Genomic DNA, 21,262 nt, shown 5'->3' with positions numbered 1-21,262 from the left:
CGGCCGGTCGACCCCCCGCCGCCCCCGGCGCGCCCCCCGGCCCCCACCCCCCCGGGCCCCCCCCCCCCGCCCCCCCCCCCCCGCCCGCCCGCCGGGGCGCCCGGCCCCGCCGGGCGGTGGATCCACTGCGCCCCGAACAGCACCTCGAAGCCGGCCGGGGCCAGGTCGAGCGCGGCGAAGCTGTCCTTCACCGAGCAGCCGGGCGCGGCCGTGTTCACCCCGGCGAGCACCTCGGCCGCCGTGGCACCCGGAGTGAGGGTGACGGCGTCGGGGTACAGCGGCGGGGTGCGGTGCGGGCTGCACCAGAGCGCGTCGCGGAAGTGGCCGCTGCGGGAGACGGCGGCGCACCACTCGGCGTTGTTGCGGGCGGCGGCGGCACGGAGCTGCTCCGGCGTGCTCGGTGCGGGGCTCGGGGTGATGATCACACCGGGATGCTTCCACAGTGCCTAACCTGGGGCGATGTCTTATTCCGCCGAGTACGTCAGCACGGGTGTGCGGATCGGGCTGCGCCCCTTCCGGAACGCGGACGGGGCCGAGTTCACCGCCCGCGTGCGCGAGAGCCGCGGGCTGCACCGGCCCTGGCTGTCCCCGCCCGCGACCGTGGAGGAGTACGAGCCGTACGCCGCCCAGCGTGCAGGGAGCGGGTTCCTGGTCTGCGAGCTGGCCACCGGGGACATCGCAGGGTTCGCCAACGTCAACAACATCGTCCGCGGCGCCTTCCAGTGCGGGGCGCTGGGGTACGGGGCCTTCGCACACGCCGCCGGGCGCGGGCTGTTCGGCGAGGGCTTCGACCTCCTGCTGGCACACGCCTTCGCCGAGGACGGCCTGGGGCTGCACCGCCTGGAGGCCAACATCCAGCCCGGCAACACCGCGTCGATCGGCCTCGTCCGGGGGCGGGGCTTCCGCCTGGAGGGGTTCTCGCCGGAGTTCCTGCACGTGGACGGGGCGTGGCGCGACCACGAGCGGTGGGCGGTGACGCGGGCGGCTCCCTGACGCGGTGCGGCCCGTGGGTCGGGCCCCGCGCGGCGGAAACCCGGGCACGGACCCGGCGCATGGCACAGGATGGACGGCATGCGAAGCCTCGTACTCCTCGACGCCCCCTCCAACCTCGGCCTGCGCCCGCCCGCCCCCGGCACCGTGCCCGGGGTCTACAAGCTCGCCGGCGCGCTGCGCGAGCAAGGGCTGCTCCAGCGGCTCGGTGCCCGGGAGGGCGGGGTGGTCGTTCCGCCGCGCTACGACCGGGGCGAGTGGAAGGAGGGCGACGGCGTCTTCCACGCCGACGCCATCGCCGCGTACACCGTGACCCTCGCCGACCGGATCGAAGCGCACCTGAGGGACGGGGAGTTCCCCGTCGTGCTGGGCGGTGACTGCTCCATCCAGCTCGGCGCCGCCCTCGCGATGCGGCGCCTCGGCCGGTACGGGCTCGCCGCCATCGACGGCTCCGCCGACTTCCGGCACCCCGGCAACGAGGCCGTCAACGGGCCCGTCGGGCCGGCCGGGGGCGAGGAACTCGCGCTGTCGACCGGGCGCGGCCAGGGGTCCCTCACCGATCTGGAGGGGCTCGGGCCCTACCTGCGGGAGGAGGACGTGCGGCTCTTCGGGCTGCGCGACGGCGACGAGGACCTGCCGGAGCTGCGCGCGGCGGGCATCGCGGCCCACACCGTGGGGGAGATCCGCGAACGCGGCGCGGGCGCGGTGGCGCGGGCCGCGCTCGACGGGCTGCACCCGCCGGAGACGGCCGGCTTCTGGATCCACCTCGACGCCGATGTGCTCGACCCGTCCGTCATGCCTGCCGTCGACAGCCCGGACCCGGGCGGGCTGCTGCCCGACGAACTCGGCGAACTGCTGGGGGAGCTGGCCCGTTCACCGCGGTGCGTCGGGCTCAACGTGACGATCTACGACCCGGATCTGGATCCGGACGGGCGTGCGGGCGCTCTCCTCGCCGACCTGGTCGTGGGGGCCTTTGCGTAATCCTGACCGGTGGTGATGTGCGGAACCACTGTGCACGCGGCCCACCCGAGTGTTCCATTCCCCCATGGCCACCACCGTGCGACGTGCCCAGCTGATCCTTCCCGCCGCCCCCTTGGGCCCCGACAACCCACTGCCCGCGCTGCGCGCCCCCGACGGCGTGCACGAGCTGGACGAGCGCTCGCGCCAGGGGCTGCCGCGCGACATGGCGCGGCAGATCGGCTACGAGCCGCTGCGCTCCCTGCTGCCCGTCCGGATCCGCGACGGATACGGACGGCGGCGCGCGGAGCGGGAGTTCGAGGCGGTCGTCATCGAGAACGGGCGGCTGCGCGTCACCGTGCTGCCCGGGCTCGGCGGTCGGATCCACTCGCTCGTCCACCTGGAGAGCGGGCGTGAACTCCTGTACCGCAACCCGGTGTTCCAGCCGGCCGACTTCGCGCTCAACGGGGCCTGGTTCTCCGGCGGCATCGAGTGGAACATCGGGGCCACCGGGCACACCGCCCTGTCCTGCTCCCCGTTGCACGCCGCGCTCGTGCCGGCGCCCGACGGGGGCGTGATGGTGCGGCTGTGGGAGTGGGAGCGGCTGCGCGACCTGCCGTTCCAGGTGGATCTGTGGCTCCCCGCCGATTCCGAGTACCTGTACGCGGGCGTGCGGGTGCGCAATCCGCACGAGAGGCCCGCCCCCGTGTACTGGTGGTCCAACACCGCCGTCCCCGAGGGCGGCGGCACGCGGGTCCTGGCGCCGGCCGAGGAAGCCTGGAACTTCGGGTACGAGCGGGCGCTGAGGCGGATCCCCGTGCCGGAGTGGGAGGGCGCGGACCGGACGTACCCGCTCCGCAGTACGTATCCCGCCGACTTCTTCTACGAGGTCGAGGACGGGGCCGCCGACCGGCCCTGGATCGCGGCTCTGGACGGCGAGGGGCACGGGCTGGTGCAGGCCTCCACCGGGCTGCTGCGCGGGCGGAAGCTGTTCACGTGGGGTGCGGGGCCGGGCGGCCGCCGGTGGCAGGAGTGGCTGACGGAGCCCGGTACGGGCGGCTACGCCGAGATCCAGGCGGGACTGGCCCGGACCCAGCTGGAGCACGTACGGCTGGACGCCGGGGCGGAGTTCAGCTGGCTGGAGGCGTACGGGCCGCTGTCGGCGGAGCCCTCGGCGGTGCACGGGGCCGACTGGGCGGCGGCGCGCGGGGCCGCCTCGGCGGCGCTCGACGCGGTACTGCCGGCCGGGGCCCTGGACGCGGCGTACAAGGCGTGGCGCGGGCACGCCGACACCGAACCGGGGGAGCGGCTGGCGGACGGCTCGGGCTGGGGCGCGCTGGAAGTGCTGTGCGGGGGCTTCGAGCTGCCCGGCACCCCCTTCCCGGAGTCCACCCTGGAGGAGGAGCAGGAGCCCTGGCTGGAGCTGTGGCGCACCGGGGTCTTCCCCGCCCCGGCCGAGGACGCCCCGCCCGGCCCGGGCCTGGTCGCCGCGCACTGGCGGGACATGCTGGAGACCGCCCCGGCGGACCCGCTGACCGAGTACCACCTGGGGGTGGCCCAGTGGCACGCCGGCGACGTCGCCCAGGCGGTGCGCAGCTGGGAGCGGGGGCTGGCCCAGGCGCCGGCGCCGTCGCGCTGGCCGCTGCTGCGCTGCCTGGCGGCGGCCGACGCCCTGGCCGGGAACGCGGAGCGGGCCGCCGACCGCTACGAGGCGGCCTTCGCGGGCCTGGCGGGGGAGGGGCGGGGCGGTGCGTCCTGGGCGGCGGCCGAGGCGGCCCTGGGGCGGGAGGCGATGACCGCCCTGCTCGCGGCCGGGCGGCCGGCGGCGGCGCGGGCCGTCTGGGACCGGCTGCGGCCGTCACTGCGCGAGCAGGGCCGGTTCCGGCTGCTGGCCGCCAGGCTGCTGGCGGCCGAGGGGCACGTGGGCGCGGCCCGGCGGGTCTTCGAGGACGGCTTCGAGATCGCCGACCTGCGGGAGGGGGAGGAGACCCTGTCCGAGGTGTGGGCGGCCCTCACGGACCGCCCGCTGCCGCCGGAGTACGACTTCCGGATGCGCCCGCCGGGGTAGTACCTCAGACGCGGCACAGCAGTTCGCCGTTCAGGACGGAGAACCAGGCGTCGGGGGCCTTCCCCCAGGCGTGCCAGGCCTCGGCGACGGCGGTCAGCTCCTGCGGGGTGGCGTGGCCGCCCTCCGTCGCCACGGAGGCGTAGGAGGAGGCGGTGGTGCGGTCCGCCCACAGCGAGGACCACCAGGACACCTCCTCCGGTGTGGCGTAGCACCAGGCGGTCGCGGAGGCCGCCACGTCGGTGAAGCCGGCCGCCCGCGCCCACGACAGCAGCCTGCGTCCGGCGTCGGGCTCGCCGCCGTTGGCCCGGGCGACCCGCCGGTACAGGCTCTGCCACTCCTCCAGGCCCGGCGTCGCCGGGTACCAGGTCATCGCCGCGTAGTCGGCGTCCCGTACCGCCACGACCCCGCCGGGCCGGCACACCCGGCGCATCTCGCGCAGCGCCTGCACCGGGTCGCCGACGTGCTGCAGCACCTGGTGCGCGTGGACGACGTCGAAGGAGTCGTCGGGGAAGCTCAGCGCGTGGACGTCGGCCGTGGCGAAGTCGACCGCCGCGGACAGTCCGCGCTCGGCGGCGTGGGCGGCCGCCTGCTCCAGTACGTCGGCCGCGGCGTCGACGGCGGTGACGTGGCCGCCGGGGGAGACCAGTTCCGCCAGGTCCGCCGTGATGGTGCCCGGGCCGCAGCCCACGTCCAGCACGCGCATGCCGGGGCGCAGTTCGCCGATCAGGTACGCGGCCGAGTTGGCGGCGGTGCGCCAGCGGTGCGAGCGCAGCACGGACTCGTGGTGGCCGTGGGTGTACAGGGCTGTCTCGTGGGCGTCGTGGGCGTCGGTCATGGCGTACTCCTCGTCGTCGAAGGTCGTCGAACGTCGTCGAAGGCGTTGTGATCACCGTAGGCGATCCGCTCGCAATGCGAGATATGCGTTTCGCCATGTGGACAACCTTGGTGTGGGGCAAGGGGATTGGCCGGGTCGGTGGCAGGGAGTGGCGGGGACGAGGATCGTGGGGCCCAGGGGGCGGCCGACCTCGGGGCGAAGGACGGTGGGACCCATGCCGCAGACGCTGCTGGAATGGCACGCCGCCGCGTTGCGGCTCTTCGGCGAGCGCGTGCGCGCCGTCGGGGCCGCCCAGTGGGACGCGGCCACCCCGTGCACCGAGTGGACCGTGCGCGACCTGGTCAACCACGTCACCGGCGAGCAGCTGTGGATCCCGCCGCTGGTCACCGAGGGGCGCACGGTCGCGGACGTGGGCGACGAACTCGCCGGCGACCTGCTGGGCGACGACCCGCAGGCCGCCTGGGAGCGGGCCGCGGCCGCCGGGCACGCGGCCTTCGCCGCGCCCGGCGCGCTGGACCGGACGATCGCGCTCTCGTACGGGCCCACGCGCGGATCGGCGTACTGCTCGGAGCTGACGGCGGACTGCGTCGTGCACACCTGGGACCTCTCGCGGGCCATCGGCGCGGACGACCGGCTGCCGGCCGACCTCGTCGAGTTCTCCATCAAGGAGGTCATGCCGTACGCCGACGGGCTCGCCGCGAGCGGGATGTACGCGCAGCCGCTGGAAGTCCCGGCCGGCGCGGACGCGCAGACCCGGTTGCTGGCCCTCCTGGGGAGGAAGGGGTGAGGGGAAAAGCCCGACGGGGCCGTCACGGTTAACGGGCGTAGCGGCGTAAATAATCGTATAAAGGGCGGGTCGATCGGTGGTGGCGGCGGAAGGCGGGCACGTGTCGGGGATGGCCGAGGGCATGACGGAGGGGCTCGCCGGGCTCTGGCGCCGCCCGGCACCGGAGGGGCGCGGGCCCGTCAGGTACGGTCCCCCCGCCCCCGAGCCGGGCCTGCCGGTCCTGCCGGAGCTGACCTCCGTGCTCGCCGCCGCCGCGGACCGCGCCGCCCCCGAACCCCCCGGCGGCGGGCAGGACCTGCGCGAGGCCGCCTGCCGCCACTGGGCCCGGCGCGGGCTCGCCACCGCCCCCGAGAACGTGGCCGCCGGGCCCGGCGCGCCCGCCCTCCTGCTGGCCCTGCTCGGGGCGTACGGCGGCGACGTCATGCTGCCCAGGCCCTGTCCCGCCTGGTGGACCCCGCAGGTCCGGCTGCTGGGACGGCGGGCCTACCACGTGCCGACCCCGGCGGAGTGCGGGGGCGTACCCGACCCGTACGCCCTGCTGGAGACCGTGCGCCGGGTCCGGGCCGAGGGCGGAGACCCGCGCGTCCTGCTGCTGTCGGTGGCCGACGACCCGACCGCGACCGTGCCGCCGCCCGAGCTGGTCCGCGAGGCCTGCGAGGCGGCCGAGGACGCCGGGCTGTTCGTGGTCAGCGACGAGAGCTGGCGCGACACCGTGCACCGGCCGCACGACACCCTGGTGCTGAGCCCCGCCGAAATGCTCCCCGACCGGGCCGCCGTCCTCGTCGACCTCGCCGGAGCCCTGCTGCCGGGCGGCTGGCCCGCCGCCGTGGTCCGCTTCCCCGGCACTCCGAGCGGCACCTGGCTGCGCGCCCGCACCCTCGACGTCCTCACCGCCACCGGCGCCCTGGTCGCGGGCCCCGTCGCCGTCGCCGCCGCGTACGCCCTCGACGAGAGCGACGCCGTCGCCGGACGCGCCTACGCGGCCGCCGCCCTGCACGGCACGGTGGCCGCCGCCGCGCACCGGGTGCTGCTGGCCGCCGGTGCCCTCGCCCGGCCCCCGCAGGCCGGCCGGCACCTGTACGCCGACCTCACCCCGCTGCGCGCCGGCCTCGCCCGGCACGGGGTCGGGGACGCGATGGAACTGGAGGACTGGCTCGGGGCCCGGCTGGGCACGGCCACACCCGGCGGACAGCGCTTCGCCGACGAACTGGGCGCCCCGCGCGTACGGCTGTCGACCGGACCGCTGCTGGGCGCCACCCCCGCGGAACGCCTCGCCGCACTGGGCGCCCGCGACCCGCTGACGCTGCCGCAGGTACGGGGCGCGCTCGACCGGCTCGGGTCGGTGCTCGCCGGACTGGCCGACTGAAGTGCGGCCCGCGCCGGCGGGCCGCCGCCGAACGGAGACTCCACGATGAGGGACCAGCCGGACGCCCCCGTGACCACCGCCCCGCCGGGGGGTGCCGCGGCCGCGCTGCCCGGCCACCCGGCCCGCCGCCCGCCGGTGCCCGCCACGCTCCCCGGACCCCCGCGGGCCCTCGCCCCCGAGCCGGCGCCCGCGGCTGCCGTGCCCGAGCCGTCGCCGGCGCCCGCCCCGGCCCGCCCGCTCGGCGAGCACCGCCTCTGGCCGCGCTCGTTCGCGGACCGGCTGACCACCCCGCTGCCCGGGCTGCGCGCCTTCGCCCGGCTGGCCCGCGAGGGCGCCTTCCGGCCCGGGGCGGAGGGCCTGAGCGGGATCCCCGACCTGCCGTACGAGCCCGCCCCGCTGCCCGCGGTGCCCCCGGGGACGGTGTGCGCCACCTGGGCCGGGCACGCCAGCTGGGTGCTCCGGGCCGGCGGCCTGACGGTGCTGACCGACCCGGTGTGGTCCCGGCGGATCCTGGGGACCCCGGCGCGGGTGACTCCCGTCGGGGTGCCGTGGGAGGAACTGCCGCCCGTGGACGCGGTGGTGATCAGCCACAACCACTACGACCACCTCGACGCCCCCACCCTGCGGCGGCTGCCGCGCGACACCGCGCTCTTCGTCCCCGCCGGGCTCGCCCGCTGGTGCCGCCGCCGGGGCTTCACCAGGGTTTCCGAGCTCGACTGGTGGGAGTCGGCCGAACTGGGCGGCGTACGCTTCGAGTTCGTCCCGGCGCACCACTGGTCCAAGCGCTCCCTGCTGGACACCTGCCGCACCCTGTGGGGCGGCTGGATGCTGACCGACACGGCCCGCGGCCGGAAGGTGTACTTCGCGGGCGACACCGGCTACGGCCACTGGTTCGGGGAGATCGGCCGCCGGCACCCCGGCATCGACCTCGCCCTCCTGCCGATCGGCGCCTACGCCCCGCGCTGGTGGCTGCGCGACGTGCACGCCGACCCGGAGGAGGCCGTACGGGCCTGCCTGGACCTCGGCGCCCGCAGGATGGCCCCGATGCACTGGGCCACCTTCGTGCTGTCGGCGGAGCCCGTCATGGAGCCCCTGCGCCGCGCCCGCGCCGCCTGGGCCCGCGCCGGTCTGCCCCGCGAGGACCTCTGGGACCTGCCGATCGGCGGCTCCCGCAGCTTCTAGCCCTCGCCCTTCGGCTCCGGCGTCGGCTTCGGCTTGGGCTTCGCGACCACGTGCATGCGCTCGCCCTGCTTCCCGAAGAGGCTGAGGATCTCCACCGGCCGCCCGTCGGCGCTGCCGAACCAGTGCGGGGTCCGGGTGTCCCACTCGGCGGCCTCACCGGGGCCGAGGACCAGATCGTGCCCGGCCAGCACCAGCCGCAGCCGGCCGGTCAGCACGTACAGCCACTCGTAGCCCTCGTGCGTGCGCAGGTCCGGTTCGGCGCCCCGGTCCGGGATGACCATCTTGTACGCCTGGAGCGGTCCCAGGCCCTGGGTCAGAGCCACGGACGTCCCGCCGTGCCGCATCGCGCGGGGCGTCATCCGCACCCGGGGATCCCCCACCGGAGGCGCCCCGACCAGCTCGTCCAGGGCCACCCGGTAGGCACGCGCCAGCGGCAGCAGCAGCTCCAGGCTCGGCCGCCGCTGCCCGGACTCCAGCCGGGACAGGGTGCTCTTGGAGATCCCGGTCTCCTCGGACAGCACCGCCAGGGTGAGCCCGCGCCGCTCCCGCAACCGCCTGAGCCGGGGGCCGACCTCGTCGAGCACCGCGCGGTGCGAGGCGGGCCCGTCCGGCGGGACGCCGCCGGAGCCGTCGGCCCGGTCGTGGGCCCGGTCGTGGGCACGGTCGTGGGTGTGGGCGTGGTCATGGGCAGCGGCGTCCATGCGGGCATTCCACCCCACCGTCCCAGGAGCGGCAACAGGGGTTGCCGCCCCACCTCCGGCGGAGCACCACGGCTAAGATCACTTCCCCATGGACCCGAGTACGGAAATCCGCATGACCACCGTCCCGGCGGGGCGGGTGACCCTGTCCGACCGGCGCACGCGGCGGAGCTGGGCCGTCGAGCTGGAGCCCTACCGGCTGGCCGCGTTCCCGGTCACCCAGGCCCTGTACGCCCGGATCACCGGCGAGCGGCCCGGCAGAGCCCCGGGGGACCGGCTGCCCGTCGAGGGCGTCTCCTGGTGGGACGCCGTCCGCTTCTGCAACGCCCTCTCCCGCCACGAAGGCCTCACCCCGGCCTACCGCATCGACGCCGCAGCGGCCGCGGCTGCGGACGGCGGCGGGGCCGTCGAGTGGGACGCCGCCGCCGACGGGTACCGGCTGCCGACCGAAGCCGAGTGGGAGCACGCCTGCCGCGCCGGAACGGACGGCCCGCACTACGGCCCGCTCGACGAGATCGCCTGGTACCGCGGCAACTCCGGTGAAGCCCTCCACGAGGTGGGCGGCAGACTGCCCAACGCCTGGGGCCTGTACGACATGCTCGGCAACGTCTGGGACTGGTGCTGGGACGTCTACGACGCCGAGGTCTACGGCGAGTACCGGGTCCTGCGCGGCGGCGGCTGGTTCGACGAGCACTGGTCCTGCCGCGCCTCCGCCCGCCGCCGCAGCCACCCGGCCTTCCGCGTCGACGACGTTGGCTTCCGCCTCGCCCGCTCCGCCGCGCACTGAACCGGCGGCGGCCGGCCCGGCGGGCTCAGTCGGCGTCCGGGAGGAAGCGGGCCGACTTCAGGGCCAGTTGCTCCGCGAAGTAGGCCGGCGCGTCGGGACGCATCCGGGCCAGCGCCACCATCCCGGTGATGATGACGTCGCACACCTCGTCGTGCACGTCGTCCCAGCTGTGCGAGTGCCCCTTGCGCGGGTTGCTCCCCGTCGCGCCGATCACCGCCTGCGCGGCCTCCCCGAACTCCTCTCCGATCTTCAGCACTTGCAGCACGTGGCTCTGCGGAGGGTGCACCCCGCGCGCGGCGGCGGCCGCTTCGAAGCGGGCGGCGAGGGCGCGGACCGTGTCCCAGGAGGCGGAGTTCACTGCCGGACCCTGCCCGGCCGCAGCCGCCGCCACACCCCCGGGGCCGCGCTGATCAGCAGCGTCAGGCCCACCGCGAGCACCACGCCCTTCCACGGCTCCGAGAACAGCGAGCCGCCCAGGATCCCGATCAGCCCGTACGTCGCCGCCCACGCCACGCAGGCCGGCGCGTCCCCCCGGGCGAACCGGCGCAGCGGCACCCCGCCCAGCAGGCAGGCCAGCATCACCGGGATCCGGCCCGCCGGGACCAGCCGCGACAGCACCAGCACCAGCACCCCGTGCTCGTCCAGCCTGCGCCGCGCCCGCTCCAGCCGCTCCGGCTCGGCCCGCCCCCGCAGCGACTCCAGCCACCGCGACCCGCCCCGCGAACGCACCCCGCGCGAGCCCAGCCAGTACAGCGCGACGTCCCCGCAGAAGGCCGCCAGCGCGGCCACCGCGACCACCAGCAGCACCCCGAGGGACAGCGACCGCTGGTGGAACGCCACCACCGCCGCCGAACTCACCAGCGCCCCCGTCGGGATCACCGGCACCAGCGCCCCCAACGCCACCAGCACGAACAGCGCCGGATACCCCACCGCCTGCTGCGTGGTCTCCGGCGGCACCCGGCCCACCACCTCCGCCGCCACCCGCCACCGCGTCACGGCAGCAGCACCCGCTCCCCGTGCCCGGGGACCCGTACCGCCACCTTCGGCGCGAGCCGCCCCGCCAGCCGGGCGAACTCCCCGCCCGGCGCGTGGAACTCGTGCGGCCGCACCGCGTCCATCCCGATCGGCCAGTACGTCCCGTAGTGCACCGGCACCGCCGCCGCCGGAGCCAGCTCCGCCAGGGCCCGCGCCGCCCGCTCCGCGTCCAGGTGTCCCGGCCCCAGGTACGGCCCCCAGCCCCCGACCGGCAGCAGCGCCACGTCCACCGGACCGACCTCCTCGGCCATGGTGTCGAACAGCCCGGTGTCCCCGGCGAAGTACGTGCGCGCCGCGCCCTGCACCACGTACCCCAGCGCCGGCGCCCGCTGCGGCCCGAACGGCACCCGGCGCCCGTCGTGCCGCGCGCTCACCGCCCGGACCCGCACCCCGTCCCGCACGCCGACCTCCTCGCCCGGCACCACCTCCGTCACCGCCAGCCCCCGCGCCCCCGCGAGCCGCGCCAGCCCCGGCACCGCCCGGCGGGCCCCGCGCGGCACCACCAGCCGGGTGCCGGGCGCCAGCAGCGCCAGCGACGGCAGGTGCAGGTGGTCGGCGTGCAGGTGCGACACCAGCACCACGTCCGCCTCCGCGGCCTCCGGAGGCGGCAGCGCCCCGCGCCGCCGCCGCAGGTGCGCGAGCCGCCGGGCGAACAGCGGATCGGTCAGCACCCGCACCCCCGAGTCCCGTACCGCACACGTGGCATGACCCCACCAGGTGATCTCCACGGCCACCCCGGCCCCACCCCCTTCCCTCGACAGACCGAGCCTAGGCCGATCCCTGCCCGCCCGCGCGGAAGCAGAACCCGGCGCACCCCTCCTCCCCGGGCCCGGATCGGAGTAGGGTCGGGCGCCATGGATGCGCTGCGCGTGGCCGCGATCGCCAGCCTGGCCCCGCTTGAGGAACTCGACGCCGACCCCTTCGCCGTGGACACCCGCGGCCAGCACGCCGTGTGCGCGCGCTGGGCCGCCGAGCAGGGGTACGTGGTCACCCGGCACCTGCTCTTCTACGGGCTGCGGGCCGACCACTGCGGGCTCTGGCGCGACGTGGACGCCGGACAGGTCGACCTGTTCGTCGCCCCCAACCGCCGGGTCCTGGCCCGGGCGCTGCGCTCCGTCGAGGAGTTCACCGCCGAGTGCGAGCGGCGCGGCGTACGCCTGGAGACCGCGGGGGCCGAGGAGCCGGCCTACACCTCCGCCATGAAGGCCGAGGTGCACCGCCGGCTGTCCATGCCGACCGCCGGCTACGACGGCACCTGACCCGAGCGCCTGACCCGGCGGCCCGGCACGGCGCCCCGGTACGGCGGTCCGCCGCGGCGGCACCCGTCCGCCGCCGGTCCGCCGCGTCCCGTACTCCCGTGCGCCACCCGTGTCGACCGGCCGCTCCCGCCGCCCTGTGCGACGCTGGCAGAGGGGACCGCGGGCCGGGCGCGGGCCGGGGAGCGAGGCGGGTGCGGCGTGTGGCGGGAGCGGTTGCGCTGGCGGGCCGCGGGCGGGGCACTGGTGCGCGTGGTGCTCGTCTGGGCGGCGTCCACCCTGACCATGCTCGTGCTCGCCGGGATCCTGCCCGACTTCCGCCTCCAGTCCGCCGACGGTGACAGCGTCACCCGGATCGGGCTGACGGCCGCCTGGGGCGCCGGGGTCTTCGGCCTGCTGAGCGCGCTCGTGTGGCCGGTCCTGGTACGGGCCCTGCTGCTGGTGCCCGCCCTCGTGCTCGGGCTGCTGGTGTTCTTCCTCAACGGCTCGCTGCTGCTCATGGCCCTCAGCCTGATCCCCGCCGGGCGGGGCGCGGCCGTCGCGCCCGAGACGGCGGTGGTCGTGGCCGCCGCGATGTCCGCCGTGGCCTCGGCCACCTCCACCGCGCTCGCGGTCCGCGACGACGAGGCCTACCGCCGCCGCCTGTACCGGCTCGCCGACCGGCGCCGCCGCCGCTTCGGGGCACCCCCCGGCGGCAGCCCCGGGCTGGTCTTCCTCCAGCTCGACGGGGTCGGCTACGAGGCGCTGCGCCGGGCGGCGGCCGAGGGGCTGATGCCCACCGTGGCCGGCTGGCTGGAGACCAGCCACCGCGTCATGCCCTGGCACACGGACTGGTCCAGCCAGACCGGCGCCAGCCAGCTCGGCATCCTGCACGGCTCCAACTTCGACGTCCCCGCCTTCCGCTGGTACGAGAAGGACACCGGCGAGGTGATGGTCTGCAACCGGCCCACCAGCGCCGCCGAACTCCAGCGCCGGGCCGTCGAGCGGACCCGGGACGGCGGGCTGCTCACCCTGGACGGCGCCAGCCGGGGCAACCTGTTCAGCGGGGGCGCCGACCAGCTGGCGCTGGTGCTGTCCGTCGCGGCCCGGCGGGGCCGCGCCAACCGCTCCCGCGCGGGCTACTTCGCGTACTTCTCCGACCCGGCCAACGCCGTGCGCACCGCGCTGTCCTTCATCGCCGAAGTGGGCCGGGAGATCGGCCAGTCGCTGCGCTCCCGGCTGCGCGGGGACCGGCCCCGGGTGGCCCGCGGCGGGCTCTACCCGCTGATCCGGGCCTTCGCGACGGTGGTCGAGCGGGACGTGGTGGCCGCCGCGGTGATCGGGGACGTGCTCGCCGGACGCGCCGCCGTCTACGCCGACCTGGTCGCCTACGACGAGGTCGCGCACCACTCGGGCCCCCGGGGCCGGGACACCGACCGGGTGCTCGCCCGGCTCGACCGGAGCCTCGCGCTGATCGCCCGGGTCGCCGAGCACGCCCCCCGGGAGTACCGCCTCGTGCTGCTGTCGGACCACGGCCAGAGCCCCGGGGAGACCTTCCTCGGCCGGTACGGGCTCAGCCTGAAGGACCTGGTCCGGGCGGGCTGCGGGCTGCCCGTCTCCCGCCGGGCCGGCCGCACGCGCAGCGGGGCCGAGGCCCGTGCGGCGGTGCTCGCGGCCCTGCACCGGCCGGTGGAGGAGGCGGCGGAGGAGGCCCGTCCGGGACCGGGGCCCGGTCCGGTGGTGCTGGCGTCGGGCAACCTGGGCCTGATCTCCTTCCCGGACCTGCCGGGGCGGGCGTCGCGGGCGCTGATCGAGCGGGCCCACCCCGCCCTGCTGCCCACCCTGGCCAACCACCCGGGCGTCGGCTTCCTGCTGGTCGACGGGGAGGTGCTGGGCCCGGACGGGGCGGTGGCGCGGCTGGACGTACCGGGGGAGGCGGAGGCGCTGCTGGCCCCGTTCGGGCCGGGAGCGGCACGGGCCGTGCGCCGGACGGACTCCTTCCCGCACGTGGCCGACATCATGGTCAACTCGGCGTACGACCCCGGGACCGGTGCCGTGCACGCCTTCGAGGAGCAGATCGGCTCGCACGGCGGGCTGGGCGGGGAGCAGGCGCACCCCTTCCTGATGTGGCCGACCGTGCTGTCGGAGCCGGACCCGGACCCGGTGGGCGCCGAGGCCGTGCACGCGGTGCTGCGCCGCTGGCTGCGCGAGGCGGACGGCCCCCAGGTTCCGCTGGCCCCGCCCGCCCGGCGGGAGGATTCCCGGCCGGGAGCCCCTTCGGATGGAATCCTTCCTTCCGGGGAGGTCTCCGCGCCGGACGAAACCCGGTGATTTGGCGCCCACTTCACGGTGGTCAACCATGTGTTGACCTGACCAGCATGTGAGACACCCAGAGGCGCACCACCGATGACCAGCACCGCAGCCCCGCCCGCCGAAGCAACGGCACCCCCGCAGGCCCCCCGCCAGGGAGACCGGCACGCCCGCCGCTTCGGCCTCCCGGTCGCCGTCTGCCTGGTCATGGGCAACGTCATCGGCGGCGGCATCTTCCTGCTCCCCGCCTCGGTCGCCCCCTTCGGCACCATCAGCCTCCTGGCCTTCGCCGTCCTGACCCTCGGCGCGATCGCCCTCGCCCTCGTCTTCGGCCGCCTCGCCCAGCTCCACCCGCAGACCGGCGGCCCGTACGTGTACGTGCGCGCCGCCTTCGGCGACTTCGCCGGCTTCCTCGCCGCGTACAGCTACTGGATGACCGCCTGGGTCTCGAACGCCGCGCTCGCCGTGGCCTCCGTCGGCTACCTCGCCGTGCTGTTCCCGGCCGTCGGGGAGCACCGGTGGACGATGTGCCTGGCCGCCCTGGCCGTGCAGTGGCTGCCCGCCCTCTCCAACCTGGCCGGCACCCGGTACGTGGGGGCCGTCCAGGTCGTCGCGACCGTCCTGAAGCTCGTCCCGCTGCTGCTCGTGGCCGTGGGCGGACTGTTCTTCTTCGACCCGGCGAACCTCGGCCCCTTCCAGGCCACCGACCAGAGCCCCGTCGGGGCCGTCTCCGCCTCCGCCGCGATCCTGCTCTTCAGCTACATCGGCGTCGAGTCCGCCGCCGTCAGCGCCGGCGAGGTCCGCGACCCGGCGCGCAACGTCGGCCGGGCCACAGTCCTCGGCACCATCGGCGCTGCCACCGTCTACCTGCTCGGCACCCTGTCGGTCTTCGGCCTGGTCGCCCACGACAAGCTGGTCGCCTCCGAGGCCCCCTTCACGGACGCCGTGAACGCCATCTTCGGCGGCACCTGGGGCGGCACCCTCGTCGCCGGCGCGGCCGTGGTCTCGATGCTCGGCGCCCTCAACGGATGGACCCTGCTCAGCGCGCAGACCCCGTACGCGGCAGCCAAGGACGGGCTCTTCCCGAAGGCCTTCGAGAAGAAGCAGCGGGGCGTCCCCGTCGTCGGCGTCGTGGTCACCGTCGTCCTGGCCTCCGCCCTGACCGTCTACAACTACACGGCGGGCTCGGCGGCGGTCTTCGAGTCGCTCGTCCTGATCACGACCTTCACCGCGACCGTCCCCTACCTGCTCTCCACCGCCGCCCAGCTGTACTTCCTGGCCTCGGGCCAGGGCGAGCGGGTCCGGCGCGGGCGGCTGGTCCGCGACGCCGTCCTCGCCGGTGCGGCCTTCGCCTTCTCGATGTGGCTGGTCGCCGGGTCCGGCTACGCGGCCGTCTACCAGGGCGTGCTCTTCCTCTTCGCGGGCGTCCTCGTCTACGCGCTGATGGCCGCCCGCAAGAACCGCGCGGCCGTCACCGCCCCGGAGTAGTTTGGAACCAAGACCGGCCAGGGGGGCTCCGAGGGGTCGCCATGTCCGCGATCAGCAAGACCATCGACATCGACCGCAGGCCCGAGGACGTCTTCGCCTACGTGACGGACCCCACGCACCTGCCCGAGTGGCAGGACAGCGCCGTGACCGCCGTCCCCATGGGCGACCTGCCCGTGCACGTCGGTTCCAGGGTCGCCATCACCCGGCGGTTCGGCAAGCGGAGGATCCCCACCCTGGTGGAGTTCACCGCGCTCGACCCGCCGCGGAGCTGGCACCTCCACGGAGTCGACGGCCCGGTCCGGCCCGACGTGCACGGCAGGATCGAGCCCCTCGACGACGGGACGCGCTCCCGCGTGACCCTGTCCGTGGACTTCGAGGGCCACGGCCTGGGCCGGGGACTGGTCCCCCTGGTGGTGAAGCCCAGGCTGCGCAAGGAGATGCCGCGCAGCGAGGAGAAGCTCAAGCACCTCCTGGAGCACTGACCCCGCACCGGCGGGGAGAAACGCGGAGGCCCGCGCCGTGACGGCGCGGGCCTCTCGTGTGTCCGGAACCGGGACCGGATCAGTCCAGGTAGTCGCGCAGGACCTGCGAACGCGACGGGTGGCGCAGCTTCGACATGGTCTTGGACTCGATCTGGCGGATGCGCTCACGGGTGACCCCGTACACGCGGCCGATCTCGTCCAGCGTCTTCGGCTGGCCGTCGTTGAGGCCGTAGCGCATGGAGACCACGCCCGCCTCGCGCTCGGAGAGCGTGCCCAGGATGGACTGGAGCTGCTCCTGGAGGAAGGTGAAGGACACGGCGTCGGCCGGCACGACCGCCTCGGAGTCCTCGATGAGGTCACCGAACTCGCTGTCGCCCTCCTCACCCAGCGGGGTGTGCAGGGAGATCGGCTCGCGGCCGTACTTCTGGACCTCGATGACCTTCTCGGGGGTCATGTCGAGTTCCTTGCCCAGCTCCTCCGGGGTGGGCTCGCGGCCCAGGTCCTGGAGCATCTGGCGCTGCACACGGGCGAGCTTGTTGATGATCTCGACCATGTGGACGGGGATGCGGATGGTGCGCGACTGGTCGGCCATGGCACGCGTGATCGCCTGCCGGATCCACCAGGTCGCGTACGTGGAGAACTTGAAGCCCTTGGTGTAGTCGAACTTCTCCACCGCGCGGATCAGACCGACGTTGCCCTCCTGGATCAGGTCCAGGAAGAGCATGCCGCGGCCCGTGTAGCGCTTGGCCAGCGAGACCACGAGACGGAGGTTGGCCTCCAGCAGGTGGTTCTTGGCCCGGCGGCCGTCCTCGACGAGGATCTCCAGCTCGCGCTTGAACGCGGGCTTGTGGTCCTCCTCCTCTTCGAGCTTGTACTCGGAGAACAGGCCCGCCTCGATGCGCTTGGCGAGCTCGACCTCCTGCTCGGCGTTGAGGAGCGGCACCTTGCCGATCAGCTTCAGGTAGTCCTTGACCGGGTCGGCGGTGGCACCGGCCACCATGACCGTCTGAGCCGGGGCGTCGTCCTCGTCCTCGTCGGACAGCACGAAGCCCTGGCCGCCGGCCTTGGGCGCCTCCTCCTCGGTCTCGTCCGCCAGGTCCTCGACGGCCCAGTCCTCGCCCTCGACGGCCGGGTTCTCGGCGTCGTCGGCGTCCTTGGCACCGGCCTTCTTCGAGGCGGCGGTCTTCTTGGTGGCCGTGGCCTTCTTGGCGGCGGCCTTCTTGACCACGCGCTTCTTCGGCTCGGCGGCGGCCTCGGCCGACACCTCCTCCGACGCGGCGGCCGACGGAGCGGATATCGCCGCGGCCGCGGCCGGGGCGGGAGCGGTGGCGGAGGCCTTGCGCGCGCCGATCGGGCGCGGCGGGGCGACCGCCTTCTTCGTCACGGTGCGGGCGGGCGCGGCAGCTGCCTTGCGGGGCTTCTTGGCAGCAGCCTTCGTGGCGGGGGCGGCGCTGACGTGGAGGGCGACGCCCTCCTCGTCCAGGACCTGGTTCAGGCTGCGCAGGACCCGCTTCCACTGGTCCACCGGGATGCGGCCGGCCTCGAAGGCCTGGCGGACATCGTCACCGTTGATGTGACCCTGCTCGCGGCCGCGCTCGACGAGCGCGACCAGGGCCTCGGATTCGGCGATCTCCGGAGGGAACGTACGGGACGGGCTGAGCGACACAAGGAGCCTCTCGTTGCGAACAGATAAGGAGTGGGCGGGACATCATCGCGCGGACTCGGGAAACAGACCCAGGCGGGTCTGTATTCCGGGGCCGCGCGAGGACACCTGTCGGTTCATCGCCTGCCCGAGTCGATTCGTTACGCGCTGAATTGAGTGACCTGCGCCACGCTGTGGCCGTGCAACCGATCCGGCGTGGATCCGTCCGCCCTCCGGGTCACTCTTTCTTGCGGGCCTGGATCAGGAAACGGGCGGTGTGCGCGACGAACGGACCCTCGCGCCCGATCCGTTCGTGGAGCTCGCGCAGCCGGTCCCGGTACCGGCCGACCGTGAAGCCGGGAACCATCCAGATCACCTTCCTCAAGAAGTAGATCACGGCACCGATGTCGTGGAACTCCGTACGCAGCCGCTCGGAGCGCAGATCGGTGACCTCCAGTCCGGCGCGGCTCGCGTCGGCGACCGCGTCGTCGGGGTGGCGGGCCCGCCGGACCTCCTCCGGCTGCGGGCCGAGGAAGTACTCGACGAGCTCGAAGACGCTCGCCGGACCCACCTGCTGCGACAGGTAGGTGCCGCCGGGTGCCAGCACGCGCGCGATCTCGTCCCACCAGATCGTCACCGGGTGCCGGCTGGCGACCAGCTCGAAGGCCCCGTCCCCGAAGGGCAGCGGCGGTTCGTCGGAGTCCGCCACCACCACCGCGCCCAGCGGGTGCAGCAGCCGGGTGGCCCGGTCGATGTTCGGCGGCCAGGACTCGGTGGCGGCCGTCAGCGGGGGCAGCGGGCCCGCTCCGGCGAGCACCTCGCCCCCGCCGGTCTGGATGTCCAGGGCCGAGCGGACGGTCGCCAGGCGCTCGCCCAGCAGCCGCTGGTAGCCCCAGGAGGGCCGCTGCTCGGTGGCCCGGCCGTCGAGCCAGGAGAAGTCCCAGCCGTCGACGGAGACGGACTCCGCCTCGGCGACGAGATGGTCGAAAGTGCGCGTCATGTCTCGATCGTCCCAGCTCGGGCCCCGGTCATCCACTGGATAAGTCGACTACAGTGGGCCCCGGGCCGTGACTGGCGTTCGGGTGGATCACCACCGGGGAGCGGCCCGGCGTACGCCTCCACGGTCCGTACGCCGTCTGCCGCGCGCCTGGGCGAACCGCGAACCGCGATCCGCAGCGACGTTCAGGAGACCCCGTGACGACTGCCCCCACCGCCACCGCCCAGCTCATGGACGGCACCGCCCTCGCCCGCCGCGTGTCCGAGCGGACCGCCGCCCTCGCGGCGAAGATCACCGAGCGCACCGGCACCGCCCCCTGCCTCGCCACCGTCCTCGTCGGCGAGGACCCCGCTTCCGTGACCTACGTCAAGATGAAGCAGAACCGCTGTGCCAAGGCCGGGATCACCTCCCGCCACGTGGAGCTGCCGGCCGGGACCACCACCGAGGAGCTCGTCGCCGCGATCACCGCCCTCTCCGAGGACCCGGAGATCAGCGGCATCCTGCTCCAGCACCCCGTCCCGCACCACATCGACGAGCGCGCCGCCTTCGAGGCCATCGCCCCCGGCAAGGACGTCGACGGCGTGACCATGCACTCCTTCGCCGCCATGGGCTTCGGCCTGCCCGGCTTCGTCTCCTGCACCCCCGGCGGCATCATGCGCCTGCTGGAGGAGTACGACGTGGACCTCACCGGCAAGCACGCCGTCGTCGTCGGCCGCAGCGCGATCCTGGGCAAGCCCGCCGGGATGCTGCTGCTGGAGAAGAACGCCACCGTCACCTACTGCCACTCCCGCACCCAGGACCTGCCCTCGATCGTGCGCCAGGCGGACGTCCTGGTCGCCGCCGTCGGCAAGGCCGAGTTCATCCGGGGCGAGGACATCAAGCCCGGCGCCGTCGTCCTGGACGCCGGCTACAACGAGGGCAACGTCGGCGACGTCCACTTCGAGTCGGCCGCCGCCCGCGCCTCCCTCATCACCCCGGTGCCCGGCGGCGTCGGCCCGATGACCATCGCGGTCCTGCTGGAGCAGACCGTCCAGGCCGCCGCGGCCCAGGCCGGGCTGGACCTCGCGGAGCTCTGAGGCGATCATCTTGTGGCGCGGCCCCGCGTGACGGCCGCGCCACAAGCTTGGGGGACTCGGATGGACCTGTTCACACCGCTAGACCTGCCGGGAGGCACCACCCTTCCCAACCGTCTCGCCAAGGCAGCCATGGAGGAGAGCTTCGCCGCCCAGCCCGGCCAGCTCCCCGACGAGCGCATGGAGCGGCTGTACGCCCGCTGGGCGCGCGGCGGCGCGGGACTGGTCATCACCGGCAACGTGATGGTCGACCGGCGCGCCCTGACCTCCCCGGGCACCGTCGTCCTCGACGAGCACTCCCCGCTGGAGCCCTTCCGCCGCTGGGCCGCTGCCGCGGCCTCGGGCGAGGCCCGGGTCTGGATGCAGATCAACCACCCCGGCCGCCAGGTCGGCTCCGACATGCCCGGCACCGCCTGGGCCCCCTCCGCCGTCCCCATCAGCCTCGGCAAGCACACCAAGCGCTTCGCCCACCCCACCGCCATGACCGAGGCCGACATCGAGGCGACCATCGCCCGCTTCGCCCTCACCGCGGGACGCGCCGAGGAAGCGGGCTTCCACGGCATACAGGTCCACGCCGCGCACGGCTACCTGCTCAGCCAGTTCCTCTCCCCGCTCGTCAACCACCGCACCGACCGCTGGGGCGGCAGCCTGGACAACCGCGTACGGATGCTCACCGACACCGTCGCCGCCGTCCGGGCCCGGGTCTCGCCCGGCTTCGCGATCGGCGTGAAGCTGAACGCCGCCGACTTCCAGCGCGGGGGCTTCGACAGCGAGGAGGCCGCCCAGGTCATCACCGCCCTCGACGGCCTCGGCGTGGACCTGGTCGAGCTGTCCGGCGGCACCGTCGAGAGCCCCGCCAGCATGGGCCACACCACCGACCAGCGGACCCTGGAGCGGGAGGCCTACTTCCTGTCCCTCGCGGAGCGCCTCCTGGAGACCGCGGCCGTGCCCCTGATGCTGACCGGCGGCATCACCCGCCGGGCCACCGCCGAGAAGGCCCTGGCCCGCGGCGTCGCCGTCGTCGGCATGGCCTCCGCCCTGGCGCTGCGCCCCGACCTGCCCGAGCGCTGGCGCGCCGGCGAGGACGTACGGGTGGACGTGCCCCGGCTCGGCTGGCGGGACCGGAGCCTGGCGGCCGCGGGCACGCTGGCCCTCGTACGCTTCCAGCTGGCCCGGCTCGCCCAGGGGCGGGAACCCCGCAGCCGCGTCTCACCGCGCTGGATCTTCACCACCGACAGCCTCCGGCACCGCCGCAGGGTCCGGGCGTACGGGGAGTGGCTCGCCCGCGAGCCGGCCACCGGCATCCCCGGACCGGCCTCCTAGCCGGTTC

General features: G+C 75.1%; 20 protein-coding genes, 1 pseudogene and 1 riboswitch. Of the genes and pseudogenes, 13 read left to right on the top strand and 8 right to left on the bottom strand.

What is annotated here, in order from left to right:
* A pseudogene (locus tag ACQKM2_RS17955) lies at positions 1–425 on the bottom strand (hypothetical protein); the annotation flags it as partial.
* Positions 426–459: 34 nt separating this feature from the next.
* Between ACQKM2_RS17955 and ACQKM2_RS17950 the strand changes: the two are divergent.
* The 3 genes from ACQKM2_RS17950 (at position 460) to ACQKM2_RS17940 (ending at position 4,015) form a co-directional block, all read left to right on the top strand.
* Positions 460–993 carry a GNAT family N-acetyltransferase gene (locus ACQKM2_RS17950; protein WP_427710781.1) on the top strand — a complete coding sequence of 178 codons (534 nt, stop codon included), beginning with the start codon at positions 460–462 and terminating at the stop codon, positions 991–993.
* A gap of 78 nt (positions 994–1,071) precedes the next feature.
* The gene (locus ACQKM2_RS17945) at positions 1,072–1,971 is read left to right on the top strand and encodes an arginase family protein (protein WP_427710779.1); all 900 of its coding nucleotides are present in this window, start codon (positions 1,072–1,074) and stop codon (positions 1,969–1,971) included.
* A gap of 64 nt (positions 1,972–2,035) precedes the next feature.
* Positions 2,036–4,015 (top strand): DUF5107 domain-containing protein, encoded by a 1,980-nt coding sequence (locus ACQKM2_RS17940; protein WP_427710777.1) that lies wholly within the window; start codon positions 2,036–2,038, stop codon positions 4,013–4,015.
* Positions 4,016–4,019: 4 nt separating this feature from the next.
* On the opposite strand, the gene ACQKM2_RS17935 is transcribed toward ACQKM2_RS17940, so the two are convergent.
* A complete protein-coding gene (locus tag ACQKM2_RS17935) occupies positions 4,020–4,850 on the bottom strand; it encodes a methyltransferase domain-containing protein (RefSeq protein ID WP_427710776.1) in 831 nt (276 codons plus the stop codon).
* A 214-nt stretch (positions 4,851–5,064) separates the two neighbouring features.
* Between ACQKM2_RS17935 and ACQKM2_RS17930 the strand changes: the two genes are divergently transcribed.
* From ACQKM2_RS17930 to ACQKM2_RS17920, 3 genes are all read left to right on the top strand, one after another.
* On the top strand, positions 5,065–5,637 hold the full coding sequence (locus tag ACQKM2_RS17930; RefSeq protein WP_427710775.1) for a TIGR03086 family metal-binding protein: 573 nt from the start codon (positions 5,065–5,067) through the stop codon (positions 5,635–5,637).
* A 109-nt stretch (positions 5,638–5,746) separates the two neighbouring features.
* A complete protein-coding gene (locus ACQKM2_RS17925) occupies positions 5,747–7,003 on the top strand; it encodes an aminotransferase class I/II-fold pyridoxal phosphate-dependent enzyme (protein WP_427710932.1) in 1,257 nt (418 codons plus the stop codon).
* A gap of 45 nt (positions 7,004–7,048) precedes the next feature.
* Positions 7,049–8,185: an MBL fold metallo-hydrolase gene (locus ACQKM2_RS17920; protein WP_427710773.1), complete on the top strand. Its 1,137-nt coding sequence runs from the start codon at positions 7,049–7,051 to the stop codon at positions 8,183–8,185.
* Here ACQKM2_RS17920 and ACQKM2_RS17915 read toward each other — a convergent pair.
* The gene (locus ACQKM2_RS17915) at positions 8,182–8,886 is read right to left on the bottom strand and encodes an XRE family transcriptional regulator (protein WP_427710772.1); all 705 of its coding nucleotides are present in this window, start codon (positions 8,884–8,886) and stop codon (positions 8,182–8,184) included. The two genes, ACQKM2_RS17920 and ACQKM2_RS17915, sit on opposite strands and share 4 nt — an antisense overlap.
* Before the next feature lie 112 nt (positions 8,887–8,998).
* Between ACQKM2_RS17915 and ACQKM2_RS17910 the strand changes: the two genes are divergently transcribed.
* A complete protein-coding gene (locus ACQKM2_RS17910) occupies positions 8,999–9,670 on the top strand; it encodes a formylglycine-generating enzyme family protein (RefSeq protein WP_427710770.1) in 672 nt (223 codons plus the stop codon).
* 25 nt (positions 9,671–9,695) lie between these two features.
* Here ACQKM2_RS17910 and ACQKM2_RS17905 read toward each other — a convergent pair whose 3' ends face one another.
* Genes ACQKM2_RS17905 through ACQKM2_RS17895 form a run of 3 tightly spaced genes read right to left on the bottom strand, consistent with a single transcriptional unit; the run spans position 9,696 to position 11,439 of the window.
* On the bottom strand, positions 9,696–10,028 hold the full coding sequence (locus ACQKM2_RS17905; RefSeq protein ID WP_427710768.1) for a MazG-like family protein: 333 nt from the start codon (positions 10,026–10,028) through the stop codon (positions 9,696–9,698).
* Positions 10,025–10,666 (bottom strand): DedA family protein, encoded by a 642-nt coding sequence (locus tag ACQKM2_RS17900; protein WP_427710766.1) that lies wholly within the window; start codon positions 10,664–10,666, stop codon positions 10,025–10,027. Before ACQKM2_RS17900 ends, ACQKM2_RS17905 begins: the two co-directional genes overlap by 4 nt.
* Positions 10,663–11,439: an MBL fold metallo-hydrolase gene (locus tag ACQKM2_RS17895; protein ID WP_427710765.1), complete on the bottom strand. Its 777-nt coding sequence runs from the start codon at positions 11,437–11,439 to the stop codon at positions 10,663–10,665. Before ACQKM2_RS17895 ends, ACQKM2_RS17900 begins: the two co-directional genes overlap by 4 nt.
* A 120-nt stretch (positions 11,440–11,559) precedes the next feature.
* Between ACQKM2_RS17895 and ACQKM2_RS17890 the strand changes: the two genes are divergently transcribed.
* From ACQKM2_RS17890 to ACQKM2_RS17875, 4 genes are all read left to right on the top strand, one after another.
* Positions 11,560–11,964, top strand: a complete 405-nt coding sequence (locus ACQKM2_RS17890; protein ID WP_125819445.1) for a hypothetical protein — start codon at positions 11,560–11,562, stop codon at positions 11,962–11,964.
* Positions 11,965–12,246: 282 nt separating this feature from the next.
* Positions 12,247–14,271 (top strand): alkaline phosphatase family protein, encoded by a 2,025-nt coding sequence (locus ACQKM2_RS17885; RefSeq protein WP_427710930.1) that lies wholly within the window; start codon positions 12,247–12,249, stop codon positions 14,269–14,271.
* A gap of 75 nt (positions 14,272–14,346) precedes the next feature.
* The gene (locus ACQKM2_RS17880; protein ID WP_427710763.1) at positions 14,347–15,738 is read left to right on the top strand and encodes an amino acid permease; all 1,392 of its coding nucleotides are present in this window, start codon (positions 14,347–14,349) and stop codon (positions 15,736–15,738) included.
* 41 nt (positions 15,739–15,779) lie between these two features.
* Positions 15,780–16,220: an SRPBCC family protein gene (locus ACQKM2_RS17875; RefSeq protein WP_427710761.1), complete on the top strand. Its 441-nt coding sequence runs from the start codon at positions 15,780–15,782 to the stop codon at positions 16,218–16,220.
* A 79-nt stretch (positions 16,221–16,299) separates the two neighbouring features.
* Here the strand turns inward: ACQKM2_RS17875 and ACQKM2_RS17870 are convergent, their stop codons facing one another.
* Entirely contained in the window at positions 16,300–17,886 is a 1,587-nt protein-coding gene (locus tag ACQKM2_RS17870) for an RNA polymerase sigma factor (RefSeq protein WP_427710759.1), read from the bottom strand.
* 214 nt (positions 17,887–18,100) lie between these two features.
* Complete coding sequence (locus ACQKM2_RS17865) at positions 18,101–18,862, bottom strand: methyltransferase domain-containing protein (RefSeq protein ID WP_427710757.1); 762 nt, start codon at positions 18,860–18,862, stop codon at positions 18,101–18,103.
* Between the two features lie 57 nt (positions 18,863–18,919).
* A riboswitch (ZMP/ZTP riboswitch) is annotated at positions 18,920–19,022 on the top strand.
* 67 nt (positions 19,023–19,089) lie between these two features.
* Between ACQKM2_RS17865 and ACQKM2_RS17860 the strand changes: the two genes are divergently transcribed.
* The gene (locus ACQKM2_RS17860; protein WP_125824245.1) at positions 19,090–19,935 is read left to right on the top strand and encodes a bifunctional 5,10-methylenetetrahydrofolate dehydrogenase/5,10-methenyltetrahydrofolate cyclohydrolase; all 846 of its coding nucleotides are present in this window, start codon (positions 19,090–19,092) and stop codon (positions 19,933–19,935) included.
* Between the two features lie 60 nt (positions 19,936–19,995).
* Entirely contained in the window at positions 19,996–21,255 is a 1,260-nt protein-coding gene (locus ACQKM2_RS17855) for an NADH:flavin oxidoreductase/NADH oxidase family protein (protein ID WP_427710755.1), read from the top strand.
* Positions 21,256–21,262 lie beyond the last annotated feature (7 nt).

Source organism: Streptomyces sp. NPDC004126, from assembly GCF_050275515.1.
In the GTDB taxonomy this organism is placed as follows: Bacteria; Actinomycetota; Actinomycetes; order Streptomycetales; family Streptomycetaceae; genus Streptomyces.
Note: the sequence above shows the minus strand (reverse complement) of the source record. Positions and strands in the feature narration are given on the sequence as shown.